Annotated in this window: 12 protein-coding genes; all 12 read right to left on the bottom strand. The window is 37.4% G+C overall.

Annotated elements, in window-relative coordinates; translation table 11 throughout:
• Positions 1-99 precede the first annotated feature (99 nt).
• The 12 genes from ESZ48_RS05230 to fabG all read right to left on the bottom strand — a co-directional run bounded on the left by ESZ48_RS05230 (position 100) and on the right by fabG (position 12,588).
• Entirely contained in the window at positions 100-882 is a 783-nt protein-coding gene (locus tag ESZ48_RS05230) for a tRNA pseudouridine synthase A (protein WP_129016275.1), read from the bottom strand.
• A 129-nt stretch (positions 883-1,011) separates the two neighbouring features.
• Positions 1,012-1,608, bottom strand: coding sequence for a bifunctional phosphoribosyl-AMP cyclohydrolase/phosphoribosyl-ATP diphosphatase HisIE (gene hisIE, locus ESZ48_RS05235; protein ID WP_129016276.1), 597 nt, complete (start codon positions 1,606-1,608; stop codon positions 1,012-1,014).
• Between the two features lie 96 nt (positions 1,609-1,704).
• Positions 1,705-2,460, bottom strand: coding sequence for an imidazole glycerol phosphate synthase subunit HisF (hisF, locus tag ESZ48_RS05240; RefSeq protein WP_129016277.1), 756 nt, complete (start codon positions 2,458-2,460; stop codon positions 1,705-1,707).
• Between the two features lie 365 nt (positions 2,461-2,825).
• Positions 2,826-3,560, bottom strand: coding sequence for a 1-(5-phosphoribosyl)-5-[(5-phosphoribosylamino)methylideneamino]imidazole-4-carboxamide isomerase (gene hisA, locus ESZ48_RS05245; RefSeq protein ID WP_129016278.1), 735 nt, complete (start codon positions 3,558-3,560; stop codon positions 2,826-2,828).
• Positions 3,561-3,603: 43 nt separating this feature from the next.
• Entirely contained in the window at positions 3,604-4,185 is a 582-nt protein-coding gene (hisH, locus tag ESZ48_RS05250) for an imidazole glycerol phosphate synthase subunit HisH (RefSeq protein WP_129016279.1), read from the bottom strand.
• Between the two features lie 73 nt (positions 4,186-4,258).
• Positions 4,259-5,383 (bottom strand): bifunctional histidinol-phosphatase/imidazoleglycerol-phosphate dehydratase HisB, encoded by a 1,125-nt coding sequence (gene hisB / locus ESZ48_RS05255; protein WP_129016280.1) that lies wholly within the window; start codon positions 5,381-5,383, stop codon positions 4,259-4,261.
• Between the two features lie 12 nt (positions 5,384-5,395).
• Complete coding sequence (gene hisC / locus ESZ48_RS05260; protein ID WP_129016281.1) at positions 5,396-6,433, bottom strand: histidinol-phosphate transaminase; 1,038 nt, start codon at positions 6,431-6,433, stop codon at positions 5,396-5,398.
• Complete coding sequence (gene hisD / locus ESZ48_RS05265; protein WP_129016282.1) at positions 6,430-7,716, bottom strand: histidinol dehydrogenase; 1,287 nt, start codon at positions 7,714-7,716, stop codon at positions 6,430-6,432. Before hisD ends, hisC begins: the two co-directional genes overlap by 4 nt.
• Positions 7,717-7,762: 46 nt before the next feature.
• A complete protein-coding gene (hisG, locus tag ESZ48_RS05270; RefSeq protein WP_129016283.1) occupies positions 7,763-8,620 on the bottom strand; it encodes an ATP phosphoribosyltransferase in 858 nt (285 codons plus the stop codon).
• Positions 8,621-8,923: 303 nt separating this feature from the next.
• A complete protein-coding gene (locus ESZ48_RS05275) occupies positions 8,924-9,739 on the bottom strand; it encodes a prohibitin family protein (RefSeq protein ID WP_129016284.1) in 816 nt (271 codons plus the stop codon).
• Positions 9,740-9,759: 20 nt separating this feature from the next.
• Entirely contained in the window at positions 9,760-11,793 is a 2,034-nt protein-coding gene (locus tag ESZ48_RS05280; RefSeq protein ID WP_129016285.1) for a VWA domain-containing protein, read from the bottom strand.
• Between the two features lie 48 nt (positions 11,794-11,841).
• Entirely contained in the window at positions 11,842-12,588 is a 747-nt protein-coding gene (fabG, locus tag ESZ48_RS05285) for a 3-oxoacyl-[acyl-carrier-protein] reductase (protein WP_129016286.1), read from the bottom strand.
• Positions 12,589-12,617 lie beyond the last annotated feature (29 nt).

The following is a 12,617-nucleotide window of genomic DNA, read 5'->3' on the forward strand; positions in this document are numbered from 1 at the left end:
TTTTAATTTTCTAAAGGCTTTGGGAGTTTATATCGTGAGTTTTTGACATCAAAAACTTTGGTGCTACAGCACACATTTCAGACCGTGTGATGAACTACGTTAATCAAATTTCACGGCATTCAGAATCAATCCGGAAGCAGGGGCAATATATTCCATTACTTCTAGGCTTTCTGGCAGTAGACTTTTGGAAATGTCCTCTAGCGTAAAGTCGTTTTTCCCAAGTTTTACGAGGGTGCCCATCATTCCTCTAATTTGATTATAACCAAAGCCTTCGCCCTTAACTTTAAATAGATAGGACTCTTTCGGAAAAAAACTGGCTGTAAACATGGTGTTTTCAACTATCTCACAGGACATCACTGTTCTGGTATACAGTCCGTTTTCTGAAACTCTTGAACAGAACGCTTTGAAATTATGGGTGCCCTCATAAAGCTTGGCGCCTTGTTTCATCAGTTCAATATTCAGGACATCTCTAAACGTGGTCATAATGGAAGCACAGAACGGATGGGATTTCTGTCCGTGCGCAAACAAGTAGATATACTCTTTAAGCTTAGCATTATGGATCACGTTAAAATCCCGATCAACCTCTCTCATCGCTAAAGCCCTGACATCTTGTGGTAGATAATAATTAAATCGTTCTAGAAATGCATCAAAATCTAAAATAGGTTCTTCCATAAACAATTCAAACGCTGTTTCATTGGCAGATACCATGGCATCGGTTCGTCCTACAGCCAAGCTTTTAAATTTCTTATGGCCTTCGAAGACATAATTCAAAGTTTTATCAATTACGAGATGCACAGTTTTTAAATTGGGTTGCTTTTGCCAACCGTGATAACGAAACCCCAAGTATTGAATGGTTATAAGGTAAAAATAGTTTTGATCCATGTCTCAAAGTTATTGACAATTGCTTCAATTTAAGAATTAGTTGGAATAACCTCTGAGTTATTTTGCAATTAAACCTTCAGATATTAATCAACTCTCACGAAAAGATAGGATTTCATTAAAATTCGAGAGTTATTTTTTCTCCCGATTCTTAAGAACCGTTTCAATATCCTTCAATTTAAAACCTTTAGCCTGAAGCAACATCAGGTAATGGAACAATAAATCGGCGCTCTCGTTTAAAAACAGCTCATCATTATCATCTTTAGCTTCAATAACAACCTCCACCGCCTCCTCGCCTACTTTTTGAGCCAATTTGTTGATTCCTTTTGCGAAAAGTGAGGCTACATAGGAATCCTCGGGTTTGGAATGGGTGCGACGCTCCAAAATAGTCTGTTCCAATTTGGAAATGAATCCGAAATTGGACGAATTTTCCTCATCCCAACACGTATCCGATCCTTTATGGCATGTTGGACCTACTGGGTGCGCCTGAATCAATAGCGTATCATTATCGCAATCTACTTTAATATCTACCAAATTCAGAAAATTGCCACTTTCTTCGCCCTTAGTCCATAAGCGCTGTTTGCTTCTGCTATAAAACGTTATTTTTTTGGTTTTCTGGGTTTTGTTAAAGGCCTCTTCATCCATATAGCCTAACATCAAGACGTTTTTAGTAATGGCATCTTGAATGATGGCAGGAATTAAGCCTTCAGAATTATATTTTAACTTCATGGTTGTATCGTTTTTTCCAAAATCATATACTTTTGGGTAAATAAGTGAGAATCACATCGCCCACATTTCCGTCGGCAGGGCGATTTGTGGCTAATTTTAAATTCTTACTTCTATATTATTTTTCTTCAATGCTTCTTTCAAATCTTTAATTTCAATTTCACCAAAATGAAATACGCTGGCTGCAAGAGCGGCATCCGATTTTCCAATTTTAAAGGTATCCACAAAATGTTGAATGGTTCCAGCACCACCAGAAGCAATAATCGGAATATTCAGTGCTGTTGATAATTTTGACAAAGCTTCATTGGCGAAGCCATCCTTTGTGCCATCATGATCCATTGAGGTGAATAATATCTCACCGGCACCACGGGTTTCAACTTCTTTTGCCCATTCAAAAAGATCAAATTCTGTAGGGATGCTGCCTCCAGCCAAATGGACTTTCCATTGACCATCAATCTGCTTGGCGTCAATGGCGACAACCACGCACTGACTGCCGAATTTTTCAGAAAGTTCATTAATCAGTTCTGGGCGTTTTATGGCGGATGAATTGATGGAAACTTTATCAGCCCCCGATTTCAAAAGTAAATCGACGTCTTCAACAGATGAAATACCACCGCCTACAGTAAACGGAATATTGACTTGTTCCGCTACTTTTAGAACCATTTCCAAAGTGGTTTTCCGTCCTTCCAAGGTTGCATAAATATCGAGAAACACTAATTCGTCTGCACCTTTTTCTGCATATTGTTTTGCTAATACTACGGGATCTCCAGCATCAATGAGGTTGATAAAATTCACACCCTTTACGGTGCGTCCGTTTTTGATGTCCAAGCATGGAATTATTCGTTTTGTGAGCATATTGTTTTCTGCGAAAGCAGGGGTTTAATTTATGTATTGAATCATAGTTGTCTGATAAAGAATCAAAATTCTTCGACAAGCTCAGCAATCTTCGCTACGCTTATAGAATCAAGAACAAGACTTGATACTAGCTAAATGACTGGATTTGTTAACCATCTGTTTTTAAAAAAATTGCTTTACAATTCCCTCATTTGTTGTTGTTTAGGATCCCGCTAAAAAGCGGGATTAGTTCAACCATCTGTTATGAACAAATTGCTTTGCAATACCTTCATTTGTTGATGTTTAAGATCCCGCTAAAAAGCGGGATTAGTTCAACCATCTGTTTTGAAGAAATTGCTTTGCAATTTCTTCAAAACAGGGTTTCACTAATAAAATTGTTCCAATTCCTGCAAACTGATTCTGTTTTCATAAATGGCTTTTCCGATAATCACGCCTTCACATCCTAAATCCCTCAATTTTGGAAGCTCATCAATATGTGAAATTCCACCAGAAGCAATCAGTTTTATAGATTGATCGGTACTACTATTTGAACACTCTTCAATGATCTCACGATATAAGTCAAATGACGGTCCTTCCAACATGCCATCTTTGGCAATATCAGTACAGATAACATATTGCACGTTTTGTCTTTGGTAATTTTTGATGAAGGGAATCACTTCCAAACTGCTTTGCTCCTGCCAGCCACTTATGGCAATCTTACCATCATTGCAATCGGCTCCCAAAATAATTTTAGTAGAACCATACTTCTGTAGCCAAGAATCAAACGTTTCGCGATCGTTGACCGCAATACTTCCCCCAGTAATTTGTTTCGCTCCAGAATTGAAGGCAATATGGAGATCTTCCTCAGATTTGAGTCCGCCGCCAAAATCGATCTTTAAACTTGTTTTTGAAGCTATTTGCTCCAATACTCTATAATTGACGATGTGTTTTGCCTTGGCACCGTCCAAATCGACCAAATGCAAGTATTCAATCCCTGAAGCCTCAAATTGTTTGGCAACTTCCAATGGATTTTCGTTGTAAATTTTTTTTGTATTATAATCTCCTTTGGTCAAACGGACACATTTGCCGTCTATAATATCTATTGCTGGAATAATCCTCATGGTATTTTTTTGATTTACTATTTACGATTGACGTTTTCCAATTTCACAAATTCAGGAAATTTCTCAAAACACCTTCACCTTCCAAGCTACTTTTTTCAGGATGAAATTGAACGCCGTAAAAATTGTCTTTTTTTAATGCAGAACTGTAGGTCACACCATATGTAGTTTGTGCTATGGTATCGTCACACAATTCTGCATAATAACTGTGCACAAGATACATATAGGCATTGTTTTTTATACCTATAAATAAATTTGTTTTTAGATTAGAAATCGTATTCCAACCCATTTGTGGGACTTTTACACCATCGGAAAAACGTTTCACCTGAACATCAAATACACCTAAGCCATTTGTCGCTCCTTCCTCAGTGACATTACACAATAATTGCATTCCCAAACAAATACCCAACACCGGTTGTTTAAGCGTTGGAATTAATAGATCCAGGCCTGATTCTTGAAGCATTTTCATAGCATTACTTGCATGACCAACACCAGGAAAAATGACTTTATCCGCAGCTTGAATAATTTCTATGTTATTACTCAAAACAGGGTGATACCCCAAACGATTGCATGCAAACTGAACGCTTTTAGTATTGCCCGCCCCATAATCTATAATTATAATGCTCATTATGAATAATTTAAAGGTTCAAACACCAAATTACAAAGTCAAACTTGGAATTTGAATTTTGATTTTGGTATTTCTATAAAAGTCCTTTCGTTGACGGCAAAATCATTTTATCCATATCCCGTTTGATGGCCATTTTTATGGATTTGGCAAAAGCTTTAAAAATGGCTTCAATTTTATGGTGTTCATTGTCCCCTTCTGCTTTAATGTTCAAATTGCATTTGGCACCATCCGTGAACGATTTAAAAAAGTGAAAGAACATTTCCGTTGGCATTTTTCCAATCATTTCTCGTTTAAATTCTGCATCCCATACCAACCAATTTCGCCCTCCAAAATCTATGGCTACTTGTGCCAAGCAATCGTCCATAGGCAAACAGAATCCGTAGCGCTCAACGCCCAATTTATTGCCCAAAGCCTTTGCAAATACTTCACCTAAAGCAATTCCAGTATCTTCTATGGTGTGGTGTTCATCCACCTCCAAATCGCCGATGACCTTGATATTCAAATCCAATTGACCATGACGGGCAATTTGATCTAACATATGATCAAAGAAGGCAATTCCTGTGTCAATAGCGCTTATTCCAGTACCATCAAGGTTTAAGTGAATGGCAATTTTAGTTTCATTGGTGTTACGCTCAAGAATGGCGGTTCGATCTTCAGTCTTTAAAAAATTGTAAATGTCTTCCCAATCTTTAGTTTCCAAAGCAATGTAATCTTTTAGCACTTGCTGTTCGGCATCAATAAAGTCAGTGGTGGGATTGTTTATAAATATGGCTTTTGAACCTAAATTTTTAGCCAATTCAACATCCGTCAAACGATCGCCAATAACAAACGAATGCTCTAAATCGTAAGCATCAGAAAAATATTTGGTTAAAAGCCCGGTTCGTGGTTTACGTGTGTCTGCATTATCTTCATCAAACGTACGGTCAATGAACTGCTCCTTAAACTCAATACCTTCAGATTTAAAAGTTTCCACCATAAAATCATGAACCGGCCAAAACGTGTCTTCTGGGAAAGAATCTGTTCCCAGTCCATCTTGATTGGTCACCATCACGATTTCATAATCCAATTCCCTCGCAATTTTACCTAAAAATTGAAACACTTTAGGATAGAACAAAAGTTTATCAAAACTGTCTATTTGATAATCTTTAGGTTCAAGGATAATGGTGCCATCACGATCAATAAATAATACTTTTTTCATAACATTTAATCTTTATAGTCTTTTAAAATTTTCTACGAGTCTTTGGTTTTCTTCCTTAGTACCAACCGTTAAGCGCAAACAGTTTTCGCATAAGGGCTGTGTAGTTCTGTTTCGAATTACAATGCCATTTTCAATCAATTGCTGATAGCGTTTATTGGCATCATCTACTTTGACCATAACAAAATTAGCATCAGAAGGATACACTTTTTTTATAAAATACACTTCCTCCAAGGCTTTAATTAAATCCTCTCTTTCATCTAGAAGACAGGCTATTTGCAAATTTATAAGCGCCATTTCGCTGAGGCCTTCAATTGCCTTTGCCTGTGTTAATTCGTTAATATTATAAGGTGGTTTAATTTTGTTTAAAGTCGCAATTATTTCTTCGGATGCAAAACACATTCCCAGACGAATCCCTGCCATTCCAAAAGCTTTTGATAAGGTTTGTGTGACTACCAGATTCGGAAATTCGCTCAATCTAGAAAGCCAACTTTCTTCCTTAGAAAAGTCGATATAGGCTTCATCTATAATGACGATACCCTTAAAATTCTTCAGTAAAAACTCTATGCTTGACGCTTCAAAACTATTCCCAGAAGGATTATTTGGAGAACATAGAAAAAGCAATTTGCTGTTGGCATTTGCAGCAGCTAAAACAGCTGCCGTTTTTGGTTGAAAAGTTTCCTCGGAAAGGTTGATTTTAATAGTCTCAACTGCATTGACATTCGCCAATACTTCATACATCCCATAAGTTGGTGGAAGAATTAGAATGTTGTCCTTATTAGGCTCACAGAACATTCTAATGAGCAAGTCCAACACTTCGTCACTGCCATTTCCCAAAAGAATATGTTCTGTGGGCACATCTTTGATCTGAGAAATCAAGGCTTTCAATTTGCCTTGTTTAGGATCTGGATAGCGATTGACACCATTTTCAAAAGGGTTTTCATTGGCATCGAGAAAAATCAGGTTTTCTGTTCCGCCTTTAAATTCATCCCTTGCTGAAGAGTATGGTTTTAAAGCTTTTATTGAGGGTCTTATAAGATTTTGAATAGTCATTGGTTGATATCTTTTAATCGGATGGATACTGCGTTTTTATGGGCTTGTAAACCTTCGGCGGCGGCCATCAGTTCGATGGTTTTACCAATATTTTGTAAGCCTTGTTTTGAGATTTTTTGAAAGGTCATACTTTTCAAGAAGCTATCTAAATTTACCCCTGAATAGGCTTTACTAAACCCATTCGTTGGCAAGGTATGATTGGTGCCGGAGGCATAATCGCCTGCGCTTTCGGGGGTATAATCGCCAATGAAAACAGATCCTGCATTGGTAATCCCATTTATAAATAGCGATTCATTATTGGCACAAACAATAAAGTGCTCTGGCCCATATGCATTTATAAAGTCTAAAGCTTCTTGAGCATCTGCTATAAAAATCAACTTCGAGTTTTCAATGGCTTTCTCAGCGATGGCTTTTCTTGGCAAAACCGCAATCTGACGTGCAATTTCAATTTCCACTGTTGCGATAAAGGATTCCGAATTTGAAACCAATATCACTTGGCTATCGGTACCATGCTCTGCTTGACTCAACAAATCAGAGGCTACATACGCGGCATTTGCACTGATATCAGCATAAACCAACAGCTCGCTTGGGCCGGCAGGCATATCAATGGCTACGCCGTATTTGGTGGCCAATTGTTTGGCGACGGTGACAAATTGATTCCCCGGTCCAAAAATTTTATAAACTTGAGGGATGGTTTTAGTTCCGAAGGTCATTGCAGCAATGGCTTGGATTCCGCCTACTTTGTATATCTTGGTCACCCCACATATTTGTGCGGCGTAAAGGATTTCATTGGCAATTTTTCCTTCTTTGTTTGGTGGTGAACAGAGAATCAGTTCTTTGCATCCCGCAATTTTAGCCGGCGCAGCAAGCATCAGTACTGTTGAAAACAAAGGCGCCGTTCCTCCTGGAATATACAATCCTATTTTCTCAATAGGGCGTTTTTCTTGCCAACACTGAACTCCTGGCATAGTTTCCACCTCGATTCTTTCAGTTTTTTGAGCTTTATGAAAGGTCTCGATATTCTGCTTTGCCATCTGAATGGCGCTTTTCAATTCCTCTGAAACATTTTTGGAAGCCCTTTCTATCTCAGCATCAGAAACTTCTAAAACGTCAGAATCTATACCGTCAAAAAGTGCTGTATATTTCTGAAGGGCCAGATTGCCGTTTCTTTTGACATCTTCAAAAATTTGGACAACGGTGGCTTCAATACTATCAACGGATTTGGTTGGTCTTTTAATGAGCTCTGACCAAGACGCTTTATTTGGATTTTTTATGATTTGCATTGTTGTTATTATTTTGAGGGTTCCACATTCGCAGAAATTAAATGAATTAAATGACCATATTTTCAATCGGACAAACTAAAATTCCTTCAGCGCCATTGGCTTTTAACTCATCAATGACTTCCCAAAATTCATTTTTATTGATTACGGAGTGTATGGAACTCCAACCCTCTTGAGCCAATGGCAGAACGGTAGGGCTTCGCATTCCTGGAAGGACGCTTATAATTTTTTCGAGCTTATCATTTGGTGCATTTAAAAGCACATATTTAGACTGTCGGCCTTTTAGAACGGATTTAATTCGAAATTGCAATCGTTTTAAAATCGCTTCATTTTCCTCCGAGATCAATGGCGATGCGACCAGTACCGCTTCAGACCTTAACAATACTTCTACTTCCTTTAAATTATTTTTAAACAAGGTACTCCCACTTGACACAATATCCACAATGGCATCGGCAAGCCCAATATTCGGTGCGATTTCAACGGAACCGCTGATGATGTGCAATTGCGCGTTAATATTGTTTTTCTCAAGAAACTGCTGGACGGTGTTGGGATAAGAAGTAGCAATGCGCTTGCCTTCCAAATCTTTGATTCCCTTGTATTTAAAGGATTTTGGTACGGCGATAGAAACTTTACAGGTTGAAAATCCTAATTTCTCAATCACGGAGATATCTGTACCTTTTTCCACAAGAATATTTTCCCCGATAATAGCCGCATCCACAACGCCATCTCGAAGATATTGTGGAATATCGCCATTCCGAAGATAAAACACCTCTAAAGGAAAGTTCTTGGCAGACGCTTTGAGCTGATCTTTGCCGTTGTCTATTGAAATACCAACGTCGTTAAGGATTTTCATGGAATCGTCATGTAAACGTCCCGATTTCTGAACTGCTATTCTTAATTTACTCATAGTTTTAAACACCTAATGGCTGTTTTTAATTAAACTTTTTTATTTGAGTAAATCATTTTTGGAGAGAGATTCCTGCTTTCACAGAAATGAAAAAACCGCTTGATTTACTCAAACGGTTTTAAATATGCTGATTTTATTCAATACATCTTCAGTTCGCTTGAGTGCAAATATGATGATGGTGATGATGTGATTGAATAAATGTCATGTTCTTCTTTATGTTTTACAAATATTTGAAAAAATAGCTTACAATCCTAATACTTTTATAAAAAATACTTAAAAAGAATTCTCAGCCGATTAGGATAATTACTGATTTCCTAAAATAATTGGTAATCCAGAATTTCCTGAACCTATGACCACAACTTTACTGTTAGTGGATTCAGAAAGTTTTACAGTGGCTTCAATACCTTTATCCTGAAGAATTTTATCAGTTAGGGATGCACTAAGAATTCGGTTGGCATCTGCTTTACCTTGAGCTTCAATAATAACCTTTTCAGCCTCTTTAGATGCTGTAACCAATCTAAATTCGTACTCCAAAGATTCTTGCTCTTGTCTCAATTTTCGCTCAATAGCATCTTTAATAGTTGATGGCAATGTAACATCACGCACTAAAACCTCATTCAATTGAATGTATTGATCTTTTACGAATTTCTGGGTCTCTTCAAAAATTTCCTGCTGAATGGCATCACGCTTACTTGAGTATAATTGTTCAGGAGTATAACGTCCTACAACACTTCTTGCTGCCGAACGAATGGCCGGTAACAAGATACGTTCTTTATACATTTCACCTTTTTCTTGGTGCAATTTTCCAAGACTTTCGTATGCTGGTTGGAACCAGATCGATGCTTCTAATTTAATGTCCAATCCATTTGAGGATAGTACACTCATTTTATCTAGAATTTCTTGCTGTCTTACTTCGTAGATGAAAACGTTATTCCAAGGTGCTATAATGTGAAAACCTTCACCAAGAGCCGGTTCGTCAGTAACGACACCTCCTCCGAAGGTTTTATATAAAACGCCTGCTTGTCCGGACGACACAGTCACTGCTGATTTGGCGAGTATAATAATTAAAACAATTGCTGCAATAATTGCAGGTATTGCAACTTTAGGTAATCTTTCCATAAATAATAAATAGTTTTCGTTTAAATTAAGCCGTTGTATTTCCTAATAAACCATTCTGCACTAAGACTTAACGCGATGAAGGCCAGTAGAAATTTCCAATCGATCAAAGGTACAACTTTTTTAGTGCTTTTTTGGATGGTTGCGAACCTTTCGTCCTTTATTAATTGCTCTATAAGTGTGTTGGTGTCGTTAATAAAATACGATGTGCCTTGACTTTGGCTAGCCAAATTTTGAAGCTTGGAAACATTTGCATTGAGGAATTGCTGTTCTACATTATAATCCAAAATCTTGAATTCGCCCGATTGGGATATATTTTCGTTCCGCGCTTTTACGGTAAATGTATAATCACCAGCCTCTAATCCGCTTAAATCCACCTGATAATTTGATTGTCTGAGAATGAATGGCACTGTTTGGGATTGGTCATTTTCTTTGTTCTTTATCGTAATCTCAAGGTTTGCAGTGTTGTCGAACTCATAAGTCTTGTTAAAAAATTGCGCCGTCAGGATCACATTATCATTACCACTGTAGAAGGACTCATAAGAGACATTTAATCGGGCACGCTTTTTATTAGAATCGAGATATTGAATGATCTTTCCGATAAAATTGTCAAAGCCATGAAACGATTTTTCATCCAGAAAACTTTGTGCTCTCCAACGCCAAATTCCTTCACCATTTAATATCACGGCTCTTTTTTCATTCACTTCATAAGTCAATAACAAAGGTTCTTTTAATTGAATGCCATTAACGGTTTTGTATAAAATAACTTCCGTCGGAATTGAAAAAGTGGTGGCACCAAATTCCGTTTGCAAAGGTGGAAAATCAGAAAAATTAAGATCGTCAACAATAAACACATTGTAATTGGAATTTAACGCAGGTTGAAAATCCTCATACTGATTGGTCACGGTTTGCTGCATATAAGGTTGCAGTTTATTGAACTCTAACCAGTTTGTTTTGGTGCCAAGAATGGTAAAAGCATTGATGTTTAAAGCGAGAATTTCATCATAAATCAATTTAAAGCTTTGATTTGGCTGATAAAGTATAGCTTGCTGAAAATCATATGATAAGCTCATGAATTCTGTTGGCGTTACGATGGAGGCTTCACGTTGCTCATTACTTTCGATTGCATTTTTCAAAGCGCCTAAATCAGGGTGGATGAGATCAGAGATAATAGCAACATGGGTTTTTCTATCAATGACCTCTACCGCAAAATTCTTGATATTATTGACGGTGTTTTTTTCGTTTGCAAGTGGTTTTAACTCCGCTTTATAACTGTGGACTCCGGAAATACTCGCAGGTAAAGTTAAGGTGACGAGTCTGCTGGAGTGCTCTTTATTAAATGTCAAATTCTCAGAAAACACAATAGTGCTTCCAGAACTTATGGTTAATTGGGAGCTTACGTCATCCAAACCATTATAAATGGCAATAATTTCAATAGGGAATTTATTTTTTAAATAAGCATATTTATTGACGTTGAGTTGTTCAATTTTTAAATCGGTATAGCGTGTGGTATCTCCTAAAATGACTGGGAAGATGGGGTGCTTATAGTTTTGGGCGGCAAATTCATAATCATTGCCATAAGTCTGATTGCCATCGGTAATCATGACTAGAGGAGCAATAGAATTTCCATACACCTGAGAAAAACGCTCAAACAACAAGGTGGGATTGGTTTGCTTTTCATTAAACGATAAGGTATCTAAGGTATTGATGTCCTTTCCGAAACTAAAAAATTCGAGGTTAAATCGTTCGTTCAAGGATTTATTTTCCTTTAAAAACGCTACTAAATCCCTCGTTTTTTGATCTTGATCCAAATATTTTACCGATTCTGAATTATCGACTGCAATCAGTAAATTTGGTTTTTCATTAAAATAGGTAATCTTATCGAATTTAGGATTTATCAAGAGTAGAAATACAGAAAACAGAGTTAAAAATCTCAAAAGCGTCAGAACGATATGAACTTTTGTTCGTTTTTTCGACTTATATACATACTGAAAAAGCGCTAATGAAAGCGCTATAATTCCAGCTAATATGATGTATAGAAGGGTTTCTATCTGCATTAAATGCGAGGTTAAAATCATGAGATTCCCACTTTCGTGGGAATTGGTTTAAGTCAGCATTCCACCATCAACATGAATGGTTTGTCCTGTGACATAAGCACTTAAATCACTGGCCAGAAACACACACACATTGGCAATGTCTTCAGGAGTTCCACCACGTTTTAAAGGAATGGCGTCTCTCCAAGCTTTTACTGTGTTTTCATCTAATTTGGCGGTCATTTCGGTTTCAATAAATCCGGGAGCAACAACGTTACTTCTTATATTACGAGACCCCAACTCCAAAGCTACCGATTTAGAAAACCCGATGATTCCAGCTTTTGAAGCCGCATAATTGGTTTGACCTGCATTTCCTTTAACACCAACCACCGAGCTCATATTAATGATAGAGCCTTTGCGCTGCTTTAGCATAGTTCGCTGTACGGCCTTGATCATATTGAAAACGGATTTCAGGTTGACTTCAATGACTTTATCAAAATCATCCTCAGTCATGCGCATCAATAAATTATCTTTAGTGATGCCGGCATTATTTACTAAAATATCAATAGCTCCAAAATCAGTCAAGACATCGTCCACTAATTTTTGTGATTCATTAAAATCGGCAGCATTACTTTGGTAGGCTTTGGCTTTAATTCCTAAGGTGTTCAACTCGTCTTCTAAAATCTTTGCTGATTCTGCAGATGAACTATATGTAAATGCCACATTTGCACCATGTGCCGCAAAAGCTTCTGCGATACCTTTACCGATACCTCTGCTCGCTCCTGTTATGATTGCTGTTTTTCCTTCCAATAACTTCATAAGTATAAATTTTTAGCAGTGAATGCCTT

Source organism: Gelidibacter gilvus, assembly GCF_004115975.1.
Taxonomy (GTDB): Bacteria; Bacteroidota; Bacteroidia; order Flavobacteriales; family Flavobacteriaceae; genus Gelidibacter; species Gelidibacter gilvus.

Bases quoted from the DNA above. Each gene is read 5' to 3' on its own strand.
- ESZ48_RS05230 (WP_129016275.1), bottom strand. From the start codon at position 882: ATGGATCAAAACTATTTTTACCTTATAACCATTCAATACTTGGGGTTT.
- hisIE (WP_129016276.1), bottom strand. From the start codon at position 1,608: ATGAAGTTAAAATATAATTCTGAAGGCTTAATTCCTGCCATCATTCAA.
- hisF (WP_129016277.1), bottom strand. From the start codon at position 2,460: ATGCTCACAAAACGAATAATTCCATGCTTGGACATCAAAAACGGACGC.
- hisA (WP_129016278.1), bottom strand. From the start codon at position 3,560: ATGAGGATTATTCCAGCAATAGATATTATAGACGGCAAATGTGTCCGT.
- hisH (WP_129016279.1), bottom strand. From the start codon at position 4,185: ATGAGCATTATAATTATAGATTATGGGGCGGGCAATACTAAAAGCGTT.
- hisB (WP_129016280.1), bottom strand. From the start codon at position 5,383: ATGAAAAAAGTATTATTTATTGATCGTGATGGCACCATTATCCTTGAA.
- hisC (WP_129016281.1), bottom strand. From the start codon at position 6,433: ATGACTATTCAAAATCTTATAAGACCCTCAATAAAAGCTTTAAAACCA.
- hisD (WP_129016282.1), bottom strand. From the start codon at position 7,716: ATGCAAATCATAAAAAATCCAAATAAAGCGTCTTGGTCAGAGCTCATT.
- hisG (WP_129016283.1), bottom strand. From the start codon at position 8,620: ATGAGTAAATTAAGAATAGCAGTTCAGAAATCGGGACGTTTACATGAC.
- ESZ48_RS05275 (WP_129016284.1), bottom strand. From the start codon at position 9,739: ATGGAAAGATTACCTAAAGTTGCAATACCTGCAATTATTGCAGCAATT.
- ESZ48_RS05280 (WP_129016285.1), bottom strand. From the start codon at position 11,793: ATGCAGATAGAAACCCTTCTATACATCATATTAGCTGGAATTATAGCG.
- fabG (WP_129016286.1), bottom strand. From the start codon at position 12,588: ATGAAGTTATTGGAAGGAAAAACAGCAATCATAACAGGAGCGAGCAGA.